We start from the raw sequence: 20,802 nt of genomic DNA on the forward strand, positions 1-20,802 counted from the left end.
AAGGCAATTTCATGGGCTTTCTTTCCGGCAAAAAACTGTTGATCACCGGTGTGTTGAGCAATCGCTCGATCGCTTACGGCATCGCCAAGGCGTGCCACGAACAAGGCGCGGAACTCGCCTTCAGTTATGTCGGCGAGCGATTCAAGGACCGTATCACCGAATATGCCGCAGACTTCGACTCGAAATTGATTTTCGACTGCGACGTGAGCGACGACGCGCAGATTGAAAAGCTCTTCGCCGACCTCGCCCAGACCTGGCCGAAGTTCGACGGCTTCGTCCACAGCATCGGCTTCGCCCCGCGCGAAGCCATTGCCGGCGACTTCCTCGACGGCCTCTCGCGCGAAGGCTTCAAGATCGCGCACGACATCAGCGCCTACAGCTTCCCGGCCATGGCCAAGGCGGCCCTGCCCTACCTCAACGACAAGTCGGCGCTGCTCACGCTCACCTACCTGGGCGCCGAGCGGGCGCTGCCCAACTACAACACAATGGGCCTGGCCAAGGCCTCGCTCGAAGCCTCCGTGCGCTACACGGCCTCGTCGCTCGGCCCGAAGGGCATGCGGGTGAACGGCATCAGCGCCGGCCCGATCAAGACGCTGGCCGCAAGCGGCATCAAGGGCTTCGGCAAGATGCTGGCGGCCGTGGCCGATGCCTCGCCGATCCGCCGCAACGTGACCATTGAGGAAGTGGGCAACGTCGCCGCTTTCCTGCTGAGCGACCTGGCGAGCGGCGTGACGGCCGAGATCACCTACGTGGACGGCGGCTTCAGCAATGTCGTCGGGGGCATGGCCGAATAAGGTCCATCCAACCCGGCAAGCGGCCGCCCTGCGGCCGTTTTCGCTATCCCGCTATTTATTCCATAGCATCGTGCTGAACCGACGCTCCCTTTTGCTCGCGACCCTGGGCCTGGCCCTGGTCCAACCGGCGCTTGCGCGCAACGCCGCGCCCTCGCTGATGCTGGCCGACGTCTACCGCCTCGGCATGTCGCTGGCCGATTACTGGGTCAGCGAGAAATACGACGGCGTGCGCGGCTACTGGGACGGCAAGCAGCTCTGGACGCGCGGCGGCGAGCCCGTTGCGGCGCCCGCGTGGTTTATCGCATCGCTCCCCAAGCAACCGCTCGATGGGGAGTTGTGGGCGGGTCGCGGTCGCTTCTCGCATGCGGTCTCCACCGCGCGCAGCCAGACGCCGAATGATGTCGCCTGGCGCGAGATGCGCTTCATGGTCTTCGACATGCCGGCGCAGCCCGGCGACTTCACCGCCCGTTTGGCGGCCCTCCGCAAGCTGCTCCCGATCACCGACGCGCCGTGGGTCGTGCTCGTGCCGCAGGAACGCGCCACCACGCACGCCGAACTGCAGGCCCTGCTCGACAAGACGGTGAAGATGGGCGGCGAAGGCTTGATGCTGCATCGTGGCAGCTCGCTCTACCGTGGCGAGCGCAACAACGACCTGCTCAAGGTCAAGCCCTACGACGATGCCGAGGCCCGGGTGGTGGGCCACGTGACCGGCAAGGGCCGCAACAGCCACCGACTCGGCGCCCTGGTCGTCGAGACACCCGAGGGCAAGCGCTTCAAGCTCGGCAGCGGCTTGACCGATGCCGAGCGCGAAAACCCGCCCGCCATCGGCGCCTGGGTCACCTACCGCTTCAACGGCACGAATGCCAGCGGCCTGCCGCGGTTTGCGCGCTTCATGCGGGTGCGCGAAGACGCCCCGCACTCCTGACCCTGATCGATCAACCGGCCTTGCGCACGCAGTCAGCGTAGTAGCGCTTCTTGCCGGTCTCGTCGATGCGCGCCACAAGACCGTGGATGTCAGTCTCGAAACCCGGGCACTGCAGGTTGAATTCGCGCGAGAACTTCAGGTAGTCGACGATCTTCTTGTTGAACACTTCGCCCGGAATCAGGAGCGGAATGCCCGGCGGGTACGGCGTGATCAGGCTGGTCGTGATGCGGCCTTCGAGCTCGTCGATTTCCACGCGCTCGGTCTTCCTGTGCGCGATGTGGGCGAAGGCGTCGCTGGGCTTCATGGCCGGCGTGAGGTCGCTCAGGTACATCTCGGTCGTCAGGCGCGCCACGTCGTAGCGTGCATAGAGCTGATGGATGTGCTGGCACAGGTCGCGCAGGCCCAGGCGCTCGTAGCCCGGGTGCTGCTGGCAGAACTCGGGAAGGATGCGCCACATCGGCTGGTTGCGCGCGTAGTCGTCCTTGAACTGCTGCAGCGCCGTGAGCAGCGTGTTCCAGCGGCCCTTGGTGATGCCGATGGTGAACATGATGAAGAAGCTGTAGAGCCCGGTCTTCTCCACGATCACGCCATGCTCGGCGAGGAACTTGGTCACCACGCTCGCGGGAATGCCGGTCTCGGCGAAGTTGCCTTCGAGGTCGAGGCCGGGCGTCACGATGGTCGACTTGATCGGGTCGAGCATGTTGAAGCCATCGGCCAGATCGCCGAAGCCGTGCCAGTTGCGCGGGCTCTTCTTGTTCTTGGGCTTTCCGTCCTTCTCGCCCTTCATGATCCAGTCGTCGGCGCGGCCGATGCCTTCGTCGACGAGCTTTTCGGGGCCCCAGACCTTGAACCACCACTCGTCCTTGCCGAACTCTTCCTCGACCTTGCGCATGGCGCGGCGGAAGTCGAGCGCTTCGAGAATGCTCTCCTCCACCAGCGCGGTGCCGCCGGGCGGCTCCATCATCGCGGCGGCCACGTCGCAGCTCGCGATGATCGCGTACTGCGGGCTGGTGGACGAGTGCATCAGGTAGGCCTCGTTGAAGAGGTCACGGTCGAGCGCGCGGTTCTGCGAGTCCTGCACGAGCACGTGGCTCGCCTGGCTGATGCCGGCCAGCAGCTTGTGTGTGGACTGCGTGGCGAACACCAGCGATTCCTTCGGACGCACGCGGCGCTTGCCCATCGCGTGATAGGCGCCGTAGAACGGGTGGAAAGCGGCGTGCGGCAGCCAGGCCTCGTCGAAGTGCAGCGTGTCGACGTAGCCGTCGAGCATGTTCTTGATGGTTTCGGTGTTGTAGATCACGCCGTCGTAGGTCGACTGGGTGAGCGTCATCACGCGCGGCTTGACTTTCTCGTGGTCGACGTCGGCCAGCAGCGGGTTGGCCTTGATCTTGGCCTTGATGGCGCTCTGCTCGAACTCGCTCTTGGGGATCGGGCCGATGATGCCGAAGTGATTGCGCGTGGGCTTCATGAACACCGGAATCGCGCCGGTCATGATGATCGCGTGCAGGATCGACTTGTGGCAGTTGCGGTCGACCACCACGACGTCGTCGGGCGCCACCGTGTGGTGCCACACCATCTTGTTGCTGGTGCTGGTGCCGTTGGTCACGAAGAAGCAGTGGTCGGCGTTGAAGATCCGCGCCGCATTGCGCTCGCTGGCCGCCACCGGGCCGGTGTGGTCGAGCAGCTGGCCCAGTTCCTCGACCGCGTTGCAGACGTCGGCGCGCAGCATGTTCTCGCCGAAGAACTGATGGAACATGCGGCCCACCGGGCTCTTCAAGAACGCCACGCCGCCCGAGTGGCCCGGGCAGTGCCAGGAGTACGAGCCGTCTTCCGCATAGTCGATCAGCGCCCTGAAGAACGGCGGCTGCACGCCTTCCAGGTAGCTCTTGGCCTCGCGGATGATGTGGCGCGCCACGAACTCCGGCGTGTCCTCGAACATGTGGATGAAGCCGTGCAGCTCCCGCAGGATGTCGTTCGGAATGTGGCGCGCGGTTTTCGTCTCGCCGTAGATGTAGATGGGCACGTCCGCGTTCTTGCGCCGCACCTCGCCGATGAAGGTGCGCAGGTTCAGCACGGCAGGATCAAGGTCGGGGCCGACCGTGAATTCCTCGTCGTCGATCGACAGGATGAAGGCGCTGGCGCGGCTTTGCTGCTGCGCGAATTGGCTCAGGTCGCCGTAGCTCGTGACGCCCAGCACTTCGAAGCCCTCGCTTTCGAAGGCCTGCGCGAGCGCGCGAATGCCAAGGCCCGAAGTGTTTTCGGAGCGGAAGTCCTCGTCGATGATGACAATGGGAAAGCGAAATTTCATGAGCGGGGCTCCGGACAGGCAATGAGGCGCGAAGTGTACGGAATTCAGATGAAGAATCCGGTCAGCCTGGTGCAAGACATTCGAGCGATGGCGGCATGAGGCACTCCCCTGGGGCCAGTACCCCTACGTGAGGCAAGCGCATGGCGCCGTATGCCTCAGAATGGCGCGCATCGAACAAGCAAAAAAGAGGAGTTGTCATGGCGAATTCCACCATCTGGTGGCTGATCGCGGGCGCCGCCATCGTGGTCGAGCTGCTCTCGGGCACGGTCTACCTGCTTCTGCTGGCAGCCGGCTTCGCGGCAGCCGCCATCGCAGCGCACCTGGGCTTCGGCACCATCACCCAATTGATCGTTGCGGCAGTGATCGGCGTGGGGGCCGTACTGGTCTGGTACTCGATCCAGCGCAAGCGCCCGCGGGCAGCGGGCGCCGGCACCAACCGCGACGTGAATCTCGACATTGGCGAGAGCGTGCAGGTCGATGCATGGAACTCCGACGGCACCGCCACCGTGCGCTACCGCGGCGCTCAATGGACGGTAGTGCAGCGCGCAGGGCATGCGCCTTCGACGGGCGAGCACCGCGTGGTCGAGGTGGTCGGCAGCCGCCTCGTCGTCGACAAGATCTAGTCAGTCAGAACTCAAGAACTCGGAACAAGGAAGAGCACCATGGAATTTTCGGTCCCCCTCATCATCCTGGTCATCGCGATCATCTTCATCAGCCAGTCGGTCAAGTTCGTGCCGCAGCAGAACGCCTGGGTGCGCGAGCGTCTGGGCAAGTACCACGGCACCATGACGCCCGGCCCCAATTTCCTGATCCCGTTCATCGACCGGGTGGCCTACAAGCACAGCCTGAAGGAAATTCCGCTCGACGTGCCGAGCCAGATCTGCATCACGCGCGACAACACACAGCTGCAGGTCGACGGCATCCTGTACTTCCAGGTGACCGACCCGATGCGCGCGAGCTACGGCTCGTCGAACTACATCGTGGCTGTGACGCAACTTGCGCAGACGTCGCTGCGCAGCGTGATCGGCAAGCTCGAGCTCGACAAGACCTTCGAGGAGCGCGATGTCATCAACGCCCAGGTGGTGGCCGCCATCGACGAGGCTGCGCTCAACTGGGGCGTGAAGGTGCTGCGCTACGAAATCAAGGACCTCACGCCGCCGAAGGAAATCCTCTTGGCCATGCAAGCGCAGATCACCGCCGAGCGCGGCAAGCGAGCGCTGATCGCAGCATCGGAAGGCCGTCGCCAGGAGCAGATCAACATCGCCACCGGCGAGCGCGAGGCCTTCATCGCCCGCTCCGAAGGTGAAAAGCAGGCCCAGATCAACAACGCGCAGGGCGAGGCGGCCGCCATCACTGCGGTGGCCACAGCCACTGCCGACGCGATCGAGCGTGTGGCTGCCGCGATCCGCCAGCCCGGCGGCGAGCAGGCCGTGCAGCTCAAGGTGGCCGAGCGTGCGGTCGATGCCTACGGCAAGGTCGCGGCCGACTCCAAGACCACGCTGATCGTTCCGAGCAACATGAGCGAGACGGCGGCACTCATCGCATCGGCCATGCGCATGGTTCAGGCCGGCAAGCCGTCGAATCCGAGCTGACGGACTGCTACAATCGTGGGCTCAGGAGCGGTGGATGAGCGGTTTAAGTCGCACGCCTGGAAAGCGTGTGAGGGTTAATAGCCCTCCGCGGGTTCGAATCCCGCCTGCTCCGCCAGAGATTGATTGTTCGTAACCGTTCGCGAACATGCAGATAGCAAGAAGCCCAAGTCGCCACAAGCACTTGGGCTTTTTTGTGTTCCAGAGTGTCATATGACACGTTGCTTCATAACTACCAGGGTCAAGCCACCGACGCTCCCGTCCAGCGGTACGATCCAAAGGTTTTACTTTCAAGCGCGAAAATTTCGCAAGGAGCCTCGATGGCCGGACAGACCTCAACGACGCCGCGTGACAAGACCTCCCTCGACAGGACGCTTCAAAAAAGCGAAGAAGTCGCTGCCGACGTGCAGCGGGCATCGGACAACCTGGCCGTGGTGAGCACGGTGCTCGAGCAGGAACTGCCTGACGAGATCCAGGTCGGCGAGGTGGCGCAGGCCATCGAGCACACAAACCAGCTCGAAGAAAAGCTGGCCAAGTCCGCCGAGAAATTGGGCGAGGTGAATGCCGCGCTGAGCGAAGAAATCGAGAAGCGCCGCGAAGCGACGGCCGAGCGCGACGAGAGCCTGGCACTGGCCGAAAAGCTCAAGGCAAAGATCCGGACCAACGGCTCGGACTGAATCAGCCCAGGAACTGCCTCCCTCGGTCCGTCGTCTCCCTTCTCCTACGCTGCGGCCACGTTCGGCACGCTACGCTATTGGTTCTCAAAGCGAAACCAAGGCATGGCCCTCATCACGTTCCTCGTCGAGGACAACAAGACCATCAGAGACAACCTGGTGCCGGCACTGGAAGACCTGGTGAACGGCCGGGTGGTCGGCTTTGCCGAGACAGAGTCGGATGCACTGGCCTGGCTGGCGGCCCATCCCGATGACTGGCAACTCCTGATCGTCGACCTGTTCCTGAAAGAAGGCTCCGGTCTGGGCGTGCTGGCTGGCTGCAAGACCCGCTCAGAGGGCCAACGGGTCGTGGTACTGAGCAACTACGTGACCGTGGACATCCGGGCTCGATGCGAGGCGCTGGGTGCCGACGCCGTGTTCGACAAATCCCGGGATCTCGACGCCTTCATCGAGTACTGCAACACCGACCGCCCCTCGGGCCTCGCCGCGCTCTGACGCTGCAGCGATCGCCGCGCACATGAAAAAAGGGCCCGAAGGCCCTTTTCTTTTTCAGCAGACAAGCCGCGCGGATTGCGCGGCCGCCAATGCGCCTCAGCGCACCACGGCGATCTGCGTGCGCACGCCACCCTTGTACGTGAACAAGGTCAGCGCACCGTTCTTGATGTCGCCCTTTTCGTCGAAGGCGATCGGGCCGGTCACGCCCTTGTATTGCAGCTTGCCAACTTCAGGCAGGTACTTTTCCGGGTCCGACGAACCGGCCTTGACCATGGCTTCGGCCAGCACGTTGACCGCGTCATAGACGTACGGTGCATAGATCTGCACTTCGACGCCGTTCTTGGCCTTGAACTTGGCCTTGAAGTCTTCCAGCGGCTGCTTGAAGTCGCCGTCGACACCGCCGGCTTCGGCGCAGACCACCATGTCTTCGCCGATGGCATCGCCAGCCAGCTTCGGCAGTTCGCCGGTGCACAGGCCGTCGCCGCCCATGAACTTGACGTTCAGGCCGAGTTGCTTGACTTGCTTGAGCATCGGGCCGCCGACGGCGTCCATGCCACCAAAGAACAGGACGTCGGGCTTGGCAGCCTTCAGCTTGGTCAGGATGGCGTTGAAGTCGGTCGACTTGTCGGTGGTGAACTCGTGGCCCACGATGGTGGCGCCAGCGGCCTTCGCGGCCTTCTCGAATTCTTCGGCAACGCCTTGGCCATAAGCCGTGCGGTCGTCGATCACGGCGATGTTCTTGCCCTTGAGCGTGTCGACGGCGTACTTGCCGAGCGTGCCGCCCAGTTGCGTGTCGTCAGCCACCACGCGGAACGTGGTCTTGAAACCTTGGCGCGTGTACTTGGGGTTGGTTGCCGACGGCGAGACCTGCGGAATGCCGGCGTCGCTGTAGAGCTTGGAGGCGGGAATGGTGGTGCCCGAATTCAGGTGACCGACCACGCCGTTGACCTTTTCGTCGACCAGCTTCTGCGCGACGGCCGTGCCTTGCTTCGGATCGCCAGCGTCGTCTTCCGGCACCAGCACGAACTTGGCAACCTTGTCGCCGATCTTGAGGCCCTTGGCATTCAGGTCTTCGATGGCCATCTTGGCGCCGAACTCGTTGTCCTTGCCGAGGTGGGCAATGGGACCGCTGGTCGGGCCGACGTGACCGATCTTGACGACCAGTGCGTCGGCAGGAGGTGCTGCGGGTGCGGGGGCAGCCGCCGTGGGCGCCGGCGTCGCAGCGGGCGCAGCAGCTTCTTCTTTCTTGCCGCAAGCCACCAGCGTGAGTGCAGCCAGTGCGACCGCAGTCCATTTCAATTGCATGGGAAACCTCCAGAACTTGGATGAAAACAATAAAAAACCGGTCGTGTGATCCGGGCGCGCAGACCTCGCAAGTTTCGCGCCGCAGACCAGCGGCACCCTCACGCCATTCCGACCTGCGGCGCAGTTTAGCCGAGGATTTATGCGCCGGAAGCTGGCGTAGACCCTGTGTTTTCGGAGAGTTCGGCGGCCATGGATTCGATCACCAGCGCGCGCAAAACGGCCTCGATTTCACCGCGCAAGCGCGGCACCATGTCGTCGAGTTGCTGCTGGACCGCGGCGGACACCGCGTCGCTCAATCGCTCTTCAAGAGAGAGGTCCACGCGCTGCAGCACGCGATGCAAAAGCTGCTCTTCGAGGCTGACGATTTCAGCCTGCGTGAGCTGCACCGCGGGCGGCAGCGCGACCGCGCTGGCGGGGTCGGGCTGCGGCGCCGGCGCATCGGCCGGCTCGGGGCTCGCGGGCTCCGCGGGGATATCGAGCACCGTGGTCAGGGTGGGGACGAACCGGGGCGGCGTGCGCAGCGTGCTGGCCATGTCAGGAAGCGCTCCTTGCGAAGTCGTGCGGCTGGATGGTGTAGCCGCGATCAGCGTAATGGCGCCAACGCGAGCGGCCGACCTGCCGGTCGTTGGCCTCGTCGCTCACGATGTCGATCAGGCGCTCGAAGCGCTCGAAACCGGCGGGCACTTCGAGGCCCAGGTTCACCAGCATTTCTCGGTGCGGCAGCGATGCCGCATCGGCGCCTTCCGACGAAAGAATCACCGGCGAGCGGGCCATCACGTGGGGCTGCGCATCGCTGCGGCAATGCGCGACGAAGTCGACGGGCGACAGTTGCCAGAGCGCCGCATCGACCACGTCGAGCGCCTCGGCGTCGCCGACCACCACAACCCGCAGGCCACGTGCATTCACGGCCTTGCGAACGAGCCGGCAAGCGTAGTTCAGCTTGTCGGGCGCGTTGAAGTGAAAGCCGATTTCCGTCACTTCGGGGACTTGGCCTTGCGTGCCGAGACCTTCGGCTCTGCCTTCGTCTTGGCCTTGGGCGTGGCGATGGCGGCCTTGTCGGCCGCGCGCGTCGTCAGGTAGGACACCAGCAGCCCAACGGGGCGACCCGTCGAGCCCTTGGCCGCCCCGCTCTTCCATGCGGTTCCTGCGATGTCCAGGTGTGCCCAGGGAAAGTCGCCGACGAAGCGCTGCAGGAATTTGGCCGCGACGACCGCACCGCCGGCACGCCCGCCGATGTTGGCCACGTCGGCGAAGTTGCTCTTGAGGCCTTCGGCGTAGTCGTCGTCGAGCGGCAGGCGCCAGCAGCGATCCTGCGACTGCTCGCCGGCCGCCTGCAGCGCCCCAGCCAGTGTTTCGTCGCTCGCGAAGAGGCCGCTGCGCACGCCGCCGAGCGCGATCACGCAGGCGCCGGTGAGCGTGGCGATGTCGATCACCGCCGCCGGCTCGAAGCGCTTGGCATAGGTCAGCGCATCGCACAGGATGAGCCGCCCCTCGGCGTCGGTGTTGAGCACCTCGATGGTCTGCCCGCTCATGCTGGTGACCACGTCGCCGGGCTTCACGGCCTTGCCGTCGTTCATGTTCTCGCACGAAGGGATGAGGCCGACCACGTTGATCGCCGGCTGAATCTCGCCAAGCGCGCGAAAGGTGCCCAGCACGCTCGCGGCGCCGCACATGTCGAACTTCATCTCGTCCATCTCGGCCGCGGGCTTGAGCGAAACGCCGCCGGTGTCGAAGGTGATGCCCTTGCCGACCAGCACCACCGGCGCCTCGTCCTTGGGCGCGCCCTGGTAGCGCAGCACGATGAAGCGCAGCGGCTCGGACGAGCCCTGCGCCACCGCGGCGAAGGAGCCCATGCCCAGCTTCTCGACTTCCTTGGGCCCGAGCACCTCGCACTTGATGTTGGCGAGCCTGCTCAGCTCTTTGGCGGCCTCGGCCAGCAACGTGGGCGTGGCATGGTTGGCGGGACGGTTGCCCCACTCCTTGGCCAGTTCGATGCCCAGCACGGTGGCGCGGGCCTCGTCGAAAGCTTTGTTCGCGCCGGCCGCGTCGGCCACGCCGACCGTCAGGTGGCGGATGCTGCGCGCCTCGGCCTTCGGCTTGGTCGTTGTGTAGACATAGCTGGCATCAGCCGCCGCCGCGACGGCGCTGGCCACGGCAGCGCCATCGGCCGGCTGGGCAAACACGATGACAGCCCGCTTGGGCCGATGGGTCTTGGCCGCGTTGACCGCCGCGATCACGCCGCTGCGCACCGATGCCGGCTTGCCGTCGCCGATGGCCGCGAGCACGACGCGGGAAGCCACGACGTCGTCGGGGCGGTAGAGTGAGAGGAGCTTGCCGGCCTTGTCGGGCAGATCGCCGGCCTTGCGGGCACTGGCGGCCAGCACGGAAAGAGAGTCTTTGGAGGCGATGGGCGCGCTGCCGACGAGCACGATGAGGACGTCGGATTTTTCGGCTGCGGCCTGGGCGATGGTGAGGGGCTTGAGTTGAAAGTCCATAATCCTTTTTTTCCTCGAACGATGTTATTCCATTCTTCCCTACGCAAGGAGCTGTCGCGCAGCTTCGGAGCGACCCTCGTGGTTCTGGTCACCATCGTGATGACCATGATGCTCATCCGTACCCTCGGGCTCGCGTCCAAGGGCAGTGTGAACCCGCAAGAGGTGTTCCTGGTGATGGCCTATACGGTGCTCGGCTACATGCCGACCATCCTGAGCCTGAGCCTGTTCATCGCCATCGTCGGCACCCTCTCGCGCATGTACCGCGACAGCGAGATGGTCATCTGGTTCTCCAGCGGCCGGGGCCTGGCCGACTTCGTGGAGCCGCTGTTCCGCTTCGCCTGGCCGGTGCTGATCCTGATCGCCGTGATGGCGCTGGTGGGCTGGCCGTGGGCCAACTCGCAGACCATGGGCATGCGCCAGCAATACGAGCAGCGCAGCGACATCGAACGCGTCACGCCCGGTGAGTTCCGTGAATCGTCGGGCCGCATGCGCGTCTTCTTCATCGACAAGGACACGCCGGACGGCGCCACCGCCACCAACGTCTTCATCTGGGCCATCGAGCGCGGCTTGCAGATCACCACTTCTGCGCGCAGCGGCCGCATCGAGGACGTCGGCCCCAATCGCTTCCTGATGCTCAGCAACGGCCAGCGCCTGGAGCGCCCGCTGCTGCCGACCTCGGGCCTCAAGATCAGCGAATTCAAGACCTACGGCACCCGCGCCGGCGGCAGCTCCGACGCCACGGCCAACACCACCCCGCCGCGCGCGCGCACCACGCTGTCGCTGCTGCGCGACCGCAGCACCGCGGCGCTCGGCGAACTGGGCTGGCGCATCGGCATGCTGCTGGCCGCCATCAATTTCGTGCTGCTGGCGCTGACGGTCTCGAGCGTGAATCCGCGCGTGGGCCGCAGCGGCAACCTGCTGTTCGCGCTGTTTGCCTTCGTCATCTACTACAACCTGCTGAACCTGGGACAGAGCTGGATCAGCTCCGGCCGCTACGGCATGGGCACCTTCATGCTCCTGCTGCACGGCGGCGTCTTTCTGATCGCAGTGGCTTGGCTGGGCCTGCGCAACAACAACTGGGTTCGCCGCAGCAAGCCCGGCCGCGTGATCGCCGGCGGCCTGGCGACCCCGCAGCCTTCCAAGATCGACCCGACCACGTGAAAACCATCCGACGCCTGATCTATGTCGAGGCACTGAAGGCGGTGGCCTTCGTGACGCTCGGCTTCCTGTGCCTGTTCTTCTTCTTCGACTTCGTCGATGAACTGCAATCCGTAGGCAAGCCCGAAAGCCTCGCCTACGGTCCGATGCAGGCGCTGATCTACGTGACGCTGCTGGTCCCGAGCCACCTCTACGAGCTGCTGCCGATCACCGTGCTGATCGGCTGCATCTTCGTGATGGCGCGCCTCGCGCAGAGCTCCGAATACACCATCCTGCGCACCAGCGGCCTTGGGCCGTGGCGGGCACTCCGCACGCTGCTGCTGCTCGGCGTGGGCTTCGTCATCCTCACCTTCGCCGTGGGTGACTACATCGCGCCGCTGTCGGAGCGCACCGGGCAGTTGCTCAAGTCGCGCTACCAGGGCACCTACTCGCTGGTAGGCAACACCGGCGCCTGGCTCAAGGAGAAGCGCGACAACGTGTCGTATGCCGTGAACGTGCTGTCGATCTCGCGCGACGGCTCGCTCAAGAACGCGCGCATCTTCGAGTTCGACGCCAACGGCTACGTGAGCAAGCAGCTGGTCGTCAAGTCCGCCCGCATCCTCGACGGGCACTGGGCGCTGGCGGACATCGAGAAGCAGGACTACGACACGCGCAGCGCGGCGGACAAGGCCCGCATCGTCACCACCGAGATCCCGCAGATGGACTGGCCGACGTCGCTGACGGCCGAAATGGTGTCGGTGGCGCTGCTGCGGCCGGACCGCATGAGCACGATCGACCTGTTCGATTACATCCGCCACCTCGATGCCAACGGCCAGACGGCGCAGCGCTACGAAATCGAGTTCTGGCGCAAGGTGTTCTATCCGCTGTCGTGCCTGGTGATGGTGGTGCTCGCCCTTCCCTTCGCCTACCTGCACTTCCGCCAGGCCGGCATCACCACCTACGTGTTCGGCGGCGTGATGATCGGCATCAGCTTCTTCCTGCTGAACAACGTGTTCGGCTACCTCGGCAATCTCAGCAACTGGTCGCCATGGCTCACGGCAGCGGCGCCGGGGCTCATCTACTCGGTGATGTCGTTGACGGCCTTCAGCTGGCTGGTTCTTCGAAGATGACGATGGCGGCCGGAATGCGCGGCATCGTGCTGCTGGCACACGGTTCGCGCGACGAGCGCTGGCGCGAACCCATCGAAGCGGTGGCCGCGCGGGTCCTGCAGGACGACCCCGCAGCCCGCGTCGTGTGCGCGTACATGGAACTGGCCACGCCGGATCTCCATTCAGCCGCAGCCGGGCTGATTGCCGATGGCGCCACCGCCATCCGCGTCGTTCCCCTGTTCCTCGGCATGGGCAAGCATGCCCGCGAAGATTTGCCTCTGCAGCTCGACGCCCTCCGCAAGGCATGGCCGCAGGTCGATTTCTCTCTCGCCCGCATCGTCGGCGAGGAGCCGGAACTGGTCAAATTGCTGGCCAGAATTGCGGCCAAATCCTGAGACCCGGCAATTTCGATAGATTGCGAAGGCATAATGAATTCCGCAATAAGACGGAATTTGATATGAATCTGCACCAATTCAAGTTTGTTCAGGAAGCCGTGCGGCGCAACCTGAACCTCACCGAGGCCGCCAAGGCGCTCCACACCTCGCAGCCTGGCGTCTCCAAAGCCATCATCGAACTGGAAGAAGAACTGGGCGTCGAGATCTTCGCGCGCCACGGCAAGCGCCTCAAACGCGTGACCGAACCGGGCCAGCACGTCATTGCCAGCATCGAATTGATCATGCGCGAGGTGGGCAACCTGAAGCGCATCGGCGAACAGTTCAGCGCGCAGGACAGCGGCACCCTCTCCATTGCCACCACCCACACCCAGGCGCGCTACGTGCTGCCGGTGCCCGTGGCCAACCTGCGCGAGGCTTACCCGAAGGTCAACGTGAGCCTGCACCAGGGCTCGCCCGATCAGGTCGCGCGCATGGTGATCGACGAAATCGCCGAGATCGGCATCGCCACCGAATCGCTCGACGGCTATGCCGAACTCGTGACCCTGCCCTGCTACGAATGGCAGCACGTGCTGGTGCTGCCGAAGGACCATCCTCTGGCCGCCAAGGAGCGCATTTCGCTCGAGGACCTGGCGCTCGAGCCGATCATCACCTACCACCCGTCGTTCACCGGCCGCACGCGCATCGACCACGCCTTCGCGCAGAAGAAGCTCACGCCGCGCATCGCGCTCGAAGCGATCGATTCCGACGTGATCAAGACCTACGTGCGCCTCGGCCTTGGCGTCGGCATCGTGGCCGAAATGGCGGTGCGCGACGAGTCGAATGCCGATCTCGTGGTGCGCCCGATGGGCCATGTGTTCGGCCAGAATATTGCCCGTGTCGCGTTCAAGCGCAGCGCGTATCTGCGCAACTTCGTCTTCAAGTTCGCCGAACTGCTGAGCGACCGGCTCGACCGCAACCTGATCGCCAAGGCCCTGAGCGGCCATCAACAAGACTACGAGCTATGAGCACTGTGCTTTCCCCACGCACGCCCGAAATCACGACCAAGCTGCCGGCCGTCGGCACCACCATCTTCACCGTCATGTCGGCGCTGGCCGCCGAGAAGAACGCGGTCAACCTCGGCCAGGGATTTCCGGATTTCCACTGCGATCCGAAGCTGCTCGAAGACGTGACGGCCGCCATGGCTGCGGGCCACAACCAGTACCCGCCGATGCCGGGCATTACGGCGCTGCGCGACGCCATTGCCGCCAAGATTTCCGCGCTCTACGGCCACAGCTACAACGCTGGCACCGAGATCACCGTCACCGCGGGCGCGACGCAGGCCATCATCACCGCCATCCTGGCCATCGTGCGGCCGGGCGACGAGGTGATCGTGCTGGAGCCCTGCTACGACAGCTACGTGCCCAACATCGATCTCGCAGGCGGCAGCGTGGTGCGCGTGCCGCTCGTGCCCGGCACCTTCCGCCCCGACTTCGACAAGATCGCTGCGGCGATGAGCCCGCGCACCCGCGCGATCATCATCAACACGCCACACAACCCGAGCGCGACGGTCTGGACCGAGGCCGAGATGCGCAAGCTCGAAGAGTTGCTCGCGCCGACCGACGTGTTCGTGATCGCCGACGAGGTCTACGAGCACATGGTGTTCGACGACGCCCGCCACGAAAGCGTGGCCCGCTTTCCGGGCCTGGCGGCGCGCAGCTTCATCGTCAGCAGCTTCGGCAAGACCTACCACGTGACCGGCTGGAAGGTCGGCTACGTGGCCGCGCCCGCCCCGCTGATGGCCGAGTTCCGCAAGGTGCACCAGTTCAACGTGTTCACCGTCAACACGCCGATGCAGCACGCGCTCGCGCAGTACATGGCCGAGCCGAAGCCCTACCTCGAACTGCCGGCGTTCTATCAGCGCAAGCGCGATCTGTTCGCCGCAGGCCTGGCCGAGAAGACGCGCTTCAGGCTCTTGCGCAGCGAAGGCAGCTACTTCCAGTGCGTGGACATCTCGGCCGTGAGCGATCTCTCCGAAGCCGACTTCTGCCTCTGGCTCACCCGCGAGATCGGCGTGGCTGCCATTCCACTGTCGGCGTTCTACGGCAACGGCTTCGACCAGCGCGTGGTGCGCTTCTGTTTCGCCAAGAAGGACGAGACGCTGGTCGCGGCGCTGGACCGGCTCGCGAAGCTCTGACAGCGGACACCAGGATCCAGGCGCCGCGATGACGATGAACCGGCCCCGTTGGATCCTGCTGGCGCTGGGCCTCTCGTTCTTCATCGTTGACGTGGCCGACGCCTTCATGCCACCGCTGCGCGGCAAAGGCTACAGCGTGCTCGACGTGGCGCATGCGATCCTGATCTCGGCGCTCTGCTACACGTGGTGCCGCGCCGAGGGCCTCGCGCGCGGCGTGATCCCGCCCGGTCGCTCGGCGCTGCTCGCGGGCATGTTTCCGCTGCTGGGTATTCCGGTCTATTTCTTTCGCACCCGCCCCTGGCGGCGGGCGCTGGTGTCCACGCTGTGGGCGGTGGATTTCCTGGCTATGGGCCTCGTGCTGGCCGCTGTTGGCACCCTGTCGAGCGAGCTGGTGCGAAGCTGAAAGGCATCTCCAATGAACTCCGCCCGCATCATCAAATTCGTCTTCGGCCTCGTCGGCGTGCTGATGCTCGTCGGCGCCGGGCTGCTGTACCAGAACACCACGAAGTTCATCGCTTCGGCCAGCCGGGCGCAAGGCGAGGTGATCGACTTGCTGCGCGTAGAGAGTTCGCGCCGCAACAGCTCGGACACATGGCGCCCGATGGTGCATTTCAAGCTGCCGTCCGGCGAAATCATCGAGTTCACGCCGTCGAGCAGCAGCAGCCCGCCCGCCTACGACAAGGGAGAGATCGTGGAGGTGTTCTTCAATCCCGCCGATCCGAAGGACGCCCGGCTCGACGGCTTCTTCGACCTCTGGGGCGGCGCGGCCATCGTCGGCGGGCTGGGCGCCGTGTTCCTGGCGTTCGCCATCGGCATGCACTTCCTGCTTTCCGACGAAGCAAGCGCCAAGCGCCGACGCCCACGGTAGGACAGCCCTGACCGCCGAAGGGGCGGCTCTCCGGCGCCTCGCGCGCCCCGGGACGATGAGCATCAAGGCTCGTTACAACAAACGTCCCAGGAGAAAACCATGTCCCTCTCGTTCATTCTGCTCATCGTCCTGATCCTGATATTGATCGGCGCGCTGCCGAGCTGGGGTTACAGCCGCTCCTGGGGTTATGGGCCAAGCGGCGGCGTCGGCCTCATCGTGCTGATCGTCGTCATCCTGGTGCTGATGGGCCGCATATAGCGCCCGCCTTGCACTGAAAAGAAGCCCGCTTTGCAGCGGGCTTTTTCATGCCTGCAGTTGGGCCCAGGCCTTGTCCAGCCGCTTGACGCTCACCGGCTGCGGCGTGCGCAGTTCCTGCGCGAAGAAGCTCACGCGAAGCTCCTCCAGCAGCCAGCGGAATTCGAGCATGCGGTCGTCCACCACGCCCTTGCGCTCGGCCACGAGACGCCAGTAGCGCTGCTCCTGCGGGCGAAGTTCGGCGAGCTTCGAGGCGTCGCGCGCGGGGTCGGCGCGCAGCTTGTCCAGGCGCAGCACGATGGCCTTCAGGTAGCGCGCGAAGTGCTGCAGCTGCGTCCACGGCGAATCGGCGATGAAGCGCTTGCCGACGAGCTTCTGCAGTTGTTGAGCGGCGTCCTGCACGGCTTCGGGCTGGATCTTCGTGTCCTTGATCTTGCGCGCGGCGGCGGCGTACTCGACGAGGATGGTCGACGCGAGCCGCGCCACTTCATTGGCGATCAGCGTGAGCCGCCCGCGTCCCTCTTCCAGCCGGCGCTTGAAGGCGAACTCGTCCGTGGGCAGCGGTTCCTGCAGGAAGGCGCGGTCGATCGCCACGTCGATGATCTGCGCGCGCAGTTCCTCCGAGGTGCCGAGCGGCATATAGGCCACGGCCATCTTCTGCAGATCGGGGATGTTCTTCTCGAGGTACTTGAGCGCGTCCTTCAGTTGCAGCGCGAACAGGCGGCGCAGGCCCGCGCGGTGCTTCGCGGCGGCCACTGCGGGTTCGTCGAACACCTCGATCGTCACTGCGTCGCCTTCGTCGCGCAGCGCGGGGAAGCCGATGAGCGACTGCGATCCGCGCCGCACCTCCATCAGCTCCGGCAGTTCGCCGAAGGTCCAGGCCGTGTAGCGCTGGCCGGCGGGCAGCGCGGGCGTGGCCTTCTCGGGCGACGCGCTCTTCGCAGGCGCCTTGCCTTCGTCGGCGGCCGAAGCCTTCGGCGCCGGCGATGCCTTCACATTCAGCCCCGCGAGCGCCTGGAAGGCGCCGCGCGCCTGCGCGCCCAGCTCGGCCTTCAGCGCGCCGAGGTTGCGCCCCATGCCGAGCTGACGGCCGTGCTCGTCCACGATGCGCAGGTTCATGAACAGGTGCGGCGGCAGCATGTCGAGCTTGAAGTCGGCGCGCTTCACGTCGATGCTGGTCATGTCGCGCACGCGCTTGAGCAGCACGTCGGTGAGCGAGCCGGCGCCGAACAGCTCGGGCGCCGAGAGTTCTTCCGCCAGCTTCGCCGCCGATTCGGGCAGCGGCACCAGCCGCGAGCGCGGGCGCTGCGGCAGGCTCTTGAGCAGCGCCTGGATCTTGTCCTTGAGCATGCCGGTCACCAGCCACTCGCAGCGCTCCTCGCTCACCTGGTTGAGCACGAAGAGCGGCACGCTGACCGTCAAGCCGTCCTTCGCATCGCCGGGCTCATGCAGGTAGCTCGCGGCGCAATCGACGCCGCCAAGCCGCAGCGTCGGCGGGAACGATTGCGTCGTGATGCCGGCCGCCTGGTGGCGCATCAGCTCGTCGCGCGTGAGGTACAGGAGGCGCGGCTGCTCCCGCGAAGCATGGCGGTACCAGTTCTCGAAGCTGATGCCGCTCGCCACGTCGGCGGGCAGTTGCGCGTCGTAGAACGCGAAGATCAGTTCCTCATCGACCAGCACGTCCTGCCGGCGCGCCTTGTGCTCCAGGCCTTCGACCTCGCGCACCAGCTTGCGATTGGCGGTGAGGAACGGGAACTTGCTTTCCCACTGGCCGCCGACCAGCGCTTCGCGGATGAAGATCTCGCGCGCCGCGACCGGATCGACCTTGGTGAAATCGACGCGGCGCCCGCTGTACACCACGAGGCCGTACAAGGTCGCACGCTCCAGCGCCGAGACCTGCGCGCCCTTCTTCTCCCAGTGCGGGTCGAGCAACTGCTTCTTCAGCAGATGCCCCGCCACCTGTTCAAGCCACTGCGGCTCGATGTTGGCGATGCCGCGGCCGAAGAGCCGCGTGGTCTCGACCAGCTCGGCCGCGACGATCCAGCGGCCCGGCTTCTTCTTCAGGTGAGCACCGGGGTGCTTGTAGAACTTGATGCCGCGCGCACCGAGGTAGGCCTCGTCGTCCTCGAGCTTCCAGCCGACGTTGCCCAGCAGGCCGGCGAGCATCGACAGATGCAGCGGCTCATAGCCTGCCGGCTCGGCGTTGATGCGCCACTTGTGCTCGGTGACCACGGTGAGCAGTTGCGAGTGGATGTCGCGCCACTCGCGCACGCGGCGGATGTTGATGAAGTTCTGGCGCAGCAACTGCTCGTACTGGCGGTTGCTGAGCTTGTGCGTGTCACCGTGGCCGCCGCGCGCATCGGCGATCCATTTCCACAAACGCAGGTAGCCGCTGAATTCGCTCTTCTCGTCGTCGAACTTCGAATGCGCCTGGTCGGCCTGCTGCTGCGCTTCCATTGGCCGGTCGCGCACGTCCTGCACGCTGAGGGCCGAGGCGATGACCAGCACTTCCTCGAGCGCGCCGCGCGTGCGGGCTTCGAGAATCATCCGGCCGACGCGCGGGTCGAGCGGGAGCTTGGCGAGCTCGGCGCCGGTGGCGGTGAGCTCGTTCGCGTCGTCGACCGCACCGAGTTCGTTGAGCAGCTGGTAGCCGTCGGCAATCGCGCGCGGCGACGGCGCTTCGAGAAACGGAAACTGCGCCACGTCGCCCAGCCGCAGCGACTTCATCCGCAGGATCACGCCCGCGAGCGAAGAGCGCAGGATTTCCGGATCGGTGAAGCGCGGGCGGCCCTGGAAATCCTTCTCGTCGTAGAGCCGGATGCAGATGCCGTTCGCCACGCGGCCGCAGCGGCCCGCGCGCTGGTTGGCCGCGGCCTGGCTGATCGGCTCGACCAGCAACTGCTCGACCTTGCTGCGGAAGCTGTAGCGCTTGACGCGCGCCGTGCCGGTGTCGATCACGTAGCGGGTGCCGGGCACCGTGAGCGAGGTCTCGGCCACGTTGGTGGCGAGCACGATGCGCCGGCCGGTGTGGCTGTCGAAGATGCGGTCCTGCTCCGGGCCCGAGAGCCGCGCGAACAACGGCAGCACCTCGGCGTTGCGGAACAGCGGGTGGTGGCTCAGGTGGCGGCGCAGATGGTCGGCGGCCTCGCGGATCTCGCGCTCGCCGGGCAGGAAGACGAGGATGTCGCCCGCGTTGTGCGGATCGCGCCAGAGCTCGTCGACGCCGTCTGCAATCGCGTCGTTCAGGTCGTGCTCGCGCGATTCCTCGAAGGGGCGATAGCGCTGCTCGACCGGGAAGGTGCGGCCCGACACATAGATGATCGGCGCCGGTCCCTTGGCCGATCCGAAGTGCTGCGCGAAGCGGTCGGCGTCGATGGTTGCCGAAGTGACGATCACCTTCAGGTCGGGACGGCGCGGAAGGATCTCGCGCAGGTAGCCGAGCAGGAAGTCGATGTTCAGCGAACGCTCGTGAGCCTCGTCGATGATGAGCGTGTCGTAGGCCTTGAGCAGCGGATCGGTCTGCGTCTCGGCGAGCAGGATGCCGTCGGTCATGAGCTTGACCGAGGCATCGCGGCTCAAGCGATCCTGAAAGCGCACCTTGAAGCCGACCACGTCGCCCAGCGACGTCTTCAGTTCTTCGGCGATGCGCTTGGCCACCGAGCTTGCGGCAATGCGTCGCGGCTGCGTGTGGCCGATGAGCCGGCCCTTGCCCGGCTCGGCGTTGATCTTGCCGCGGCCGAGCGCCAGCGCGATCTTGGGCAACTGCGTGGTCTTGCCCGAGCCGGTTTCGCCGCAGACGATCACGACCTGGTTCGCCTGGATGGCGGCCATGATTTCGTCGCGCCTGCCGGAGACGGGAAGCGATTCGGGGAACTCGATGCGCAAGGGGGCGGAGGGTGTCGTGGTCGTCAAGGGAAAGCAGTCGTCGGGACGCGGCGGGCAAACCACGGATTATCGGCGCGCAGCGCGGCTGTTGCACGGCTTCCACAGAGCGGCGGCCTTCACGCAACGCGTGGCGTAAATATTCTTTACTCAACCGCAACTCGTCGCTAGGATCGCGTCCATGTCCTTCCTTGCCCTCACCCCGTTGCGCAGCCGCTGCGCACGCCATGCGCTCCCAACGCATGGCCGGGTCAGGTTGCTCCGCCCGGCCTGAGGCCCGCGCCACTTTTTCGAGTCGCGCGCTTCAGTCTCGGAAGCGCAGCAACCGTCCCTTCACAGCGTCTGCTTGCCGCTCCCTCTTTGCGAGGGGTGGCCGCTTTTTCGTACCTGTTTCATTC

The 20,802-nt window shown here is 65.3% G+C and carries 20 protein-coding genes and 1 tRNA gene; 15 read left to right on the forward strand and 6 right to left on the reverse strand.

From position 1 onward, the window contains the following. The first annotated feature begins 11 nt into the window (after positions 1-11). Positions 12-794 (forward strand): enoyl-ACP reductase FabI, encoded by a 783-nt coding sequence (fabI, locus tag QF040_RS08285; protein WP_429610640.1) that lies wholly within the window; start codon positions 12-14, stop codon positions 792-794. Positions 795-864: 70 nt separating this feature from the next. Further along, the gene (locus QF040_RS08290; RefSeq protein WP_429610641.1) at positions 865-1,719 is read left to right on the forward strand and encodes a DNA ligase; all 855 of its coding nucleotides are present in this window, start codon (positions 865-867) and stop codon (positions 1,717-1,719) included. Between the two features lie 10 nt (positions 1,720-1,729). Here the strand turns inward: QF040_RS08290 and QF040_RS08295 are convergent, their stop codons facing one another. After that, entirely contained in the window at positions 1,730-4,027 is a 2,298-nt protein-coding gene (locus tag QF040_RS08295) for an arginine/lysine/ornithine decarboxylase (RefSeq protein WP_013541259.1), read from the reverse strand. A gap of 197 nt (positions 4,028-4,224) precedes the next feature. Between QF040_RS08295 and QF040_RS08300 the strand changes: the two genes are divergently transcribed. The 5 genes from QF040_RS08300 to QF040_RS08320 all read left to right on the forward strand — a co-directional run bounded on the left by QF040_RS08300 (position 4,225) and on the right by QF040_RS08320 (position 6,785). Further along, a complete protein-coding gene (locus QF040_RS08300; protein WP_306879250.1) occupies positions 4,225-4,650 on the forward strand; it encodes an NfeD family protein in 426 nt (141 codons plus the stop codon). A 39-nt stretch (positions 4,651-4,689) separates the two neighbouring features. Beyond that, positions 4,690-5,619, forward strand: a complete 930-nt coding sequence (locus tag QF040_RS08305) for an SPFH domain-containing protein (RefSeq protein WP_116907582.1) — start codon at positions 4,690-4,692, stop codon at positions 5,617-5,619. A gap of 24 nt (positions 5,620-5,643) precedes the next feature. Continuing rightward, positions 5,644-5,734: transfer RNA gene (locus tag QF040_RS08310), tRNA-Ser, on the forward strand. Between the two features lie 202 nt (positions 5,735-5,936). Beyond that, positions 5,937-6,293, forward strand: coding sequence for a hypothetical protein (locus QF040_RS08315; RefSeq protein WP_429610642.1), 357 nt, complete (start codon positions 5,937-5,939; stop codon positions 6,291-6,293). Positions 6,294-6,395: 102 nt separating this feature from the next. Beyond that, positions 6,396-6,785: a response regulator gene (locus tag QF040_RS08320; RefSeq protein ID WP_429610643.1), complete on the forward strand. Its 390-nt coding sequence runs from the start codon at positions 6,396-6,398 to the stop codon at positions 6,783-6,785. Positions 6,786-6,881: 96 nt separating this feature from the next. On the opposite strand, the gene QF040_RS08325 is transcribed toward QF040_RS08320, so the two are convergent. The 4 genes from QF040_RS08325 to QF040_RS08340 form a co-directional block, all read right to left on the reverse strand. Further along, on the reverse strand, positions 6,882-8,090 hold the full coding sequence (locus QF040_RS08325) for a branched-chain amino acid ABC transporter substrate-binding protein (RefSeq protein WP_429610644.1): 1,209 nt from the start codon (positions 8,088-8,090) through the stop codon (positions 6,882-6,884). 137 nt (positions 8,091-8,227) lie between these two features. Then, a complete protein-coding gene (locus tag QF040_RS08330) occupies positions 8,228-8,623 on the reverse strand; it encodes a hypothetical protein (RefSeq protein ID WP_429610645.1) in 396 nt (131 codons plus the stop codon). Position 8,624: 1 nt separating this feature from the next. Further along, positions 8,625-9,068 (reverse strand): DNA polymerase III subunit chi, encoded by a 444-nt coding sequence (locus QF040_RS08335; protein WP_307506137.1) that lies wholly within the window; start codon positions 9,066-9,068, stop codon positions 8,625-8,627. Next, positions 9,065-10,585, reverse strand: a complete 1,521-nt coding sequence (locus tag QF040_RS08340) for a leucyl aminopeptidase (protein ID WP_429610646.1) — start codon at positions 10,583-10,585, stop codon at positions 9,065-9,067. The genes QF040_RS08335 and QF040_RS08340 overlap by 4 nt, the downstream gene beginning before the upstream one ends. A gap of 21 nt (positions 10,586-10,606) precedes the next feature. On the opposite strand from QF040_RS08340, the gene lptF reads away from it, so the two are divergent. The 8 genes from lptF (at position 10,607) to QF040_RS08380 (ending at position 16,525) form a co-directional block, all read left to right on the forward strand. Next, positions 10,607-11,746, forward strand: a complete 1,140-nt coding sequence (gene lptF, locus QF040_RS08345; protein ID WP_429610647.1) for an LPS export ABC transporter permease LptF — start codon at positions 10,607-10,609, stop codon at positions 11,744-11,746. Then, positions 11,743-12,852 carry an LPS export ABC transporter permease LptG gene (gene lptG / locus QF040_RS08350; RefSeq protein ID WP_429610648.1) on the forward strand — a complete coding sequence of 370 codons (1,110 nt, stop codon included), beginning with the start codon at positions 11,743-11,745 and terminating at the stop codon, positions 12,850-12,852. Before lptF ends, lptG begins: the two co-directional genes overlap by 4 nt. A gap of 2 nt (positions 12,853-12,854) precedes the next feature. Further along, positions 12,855-13,226 (forward strand): sirohydrochlorin chelatase, encoded by a 372-nt coding sequence (locus QF040_RS08355; RefSeq protein ID WP_429614632.1) that lies wholly within the window; start codon positions 12,855-12,857, stop codon positions 13,224-13,226. 62 nt (positions 13,227-13,288) lie between these two features. Further along, positions 13,289-14,230 (forward strand): CysB family HTH-type transcriptional regulator, encoded by a 942-nt coding sequence (locus QF040_RS08360; RefSeq protein ID WP_013541245.1) that lies wholly within the window; start codon positions 13,289-13,291, stop codon positions 14,228-14,230. Next, positions 14,227-15,399 carry a pyridoxal phosphate-dependent aminotransferase gene (locus QF040_RS08365; RefSeq protein WP_429610649.1) on the forward strand — a complete coding sequence of 391 codons (1,173 nt, stop codon included), beginning with the start codon at positions 14,227-14,229 and terminating at the stop codon, positions 15,397-15,399. Before QF040_RS08360 ends, QF040_RS08365 begins: the two co-directional genes overlap by 4 nt. 34 nt (positions 15,400-15,433) lie before the next feature. Continuing rightward, the gene (locus QF040_RS08370; protein ID WP_429610651.1) at positions 15,434-15,802 is read left to right on the forward strand and encodes a rard protein; all 369 of its coding nucleotides are present in this window, start codon (positions 15,434-15,436) and stop codon (positions 15,800-15,802) included. A 12-nt stretch (positions 15,803-15,814) separates the two neighbouring features. After that, positions 15,815-16,267 carry a DUF3592 domain-containing protein gene (locus QF040_RS08375; RefSeq protein ID WP_429610652.1) on the forward strand — a complete coding sequence of 151 codons (453 nt, stop codon included), beginning with the start codon at positions 15,815-15,817 and terminating at the stop codon, positions 16,265-16,267. Between the two features lie 99 nt (positions 16,268-16,366). Then, a complete protein-coding gene (locus tag QF040_RS08380) occupies positions 16,367-16,525 on the forward strand; it encodes a DUF3309 family protein (RefSeq protein ID WP_013541242.1) in 159 nt (52 codons plus the stop codon). A gap of 45 nt (positions 16,526-16,570) precedes the next feature. On the opposite strand, the gene hrpA is transcribed toward QF040_RS08380, so the two are convergent. Continuing rightward, the gene (gene hrpA, locus QF040_RS08385; protein ID WP_429610653.1) at positions 16,571-20,434 is read right to left on the reverse strand and encodes an ATP-dependent RNA helicase HrpA; all 3,864 of its coding nucleotides are present in this window, start codon (positions 20,432-20,434) and stop codon (positions 16,571-16,573) included. Positions 20,435-20,802: the final 368 nt, after the last annotated feature.

Source organism: Variovorax sp. W2I14, assembly GCF_050435205.1.
Classification (GTDB): Bacteria; Pseudomonadota; Gammaproteobacteria; order Burkholderiales; family Burkholderiaceae_C; genus Variovorax; species Variovorax paradoxus_C.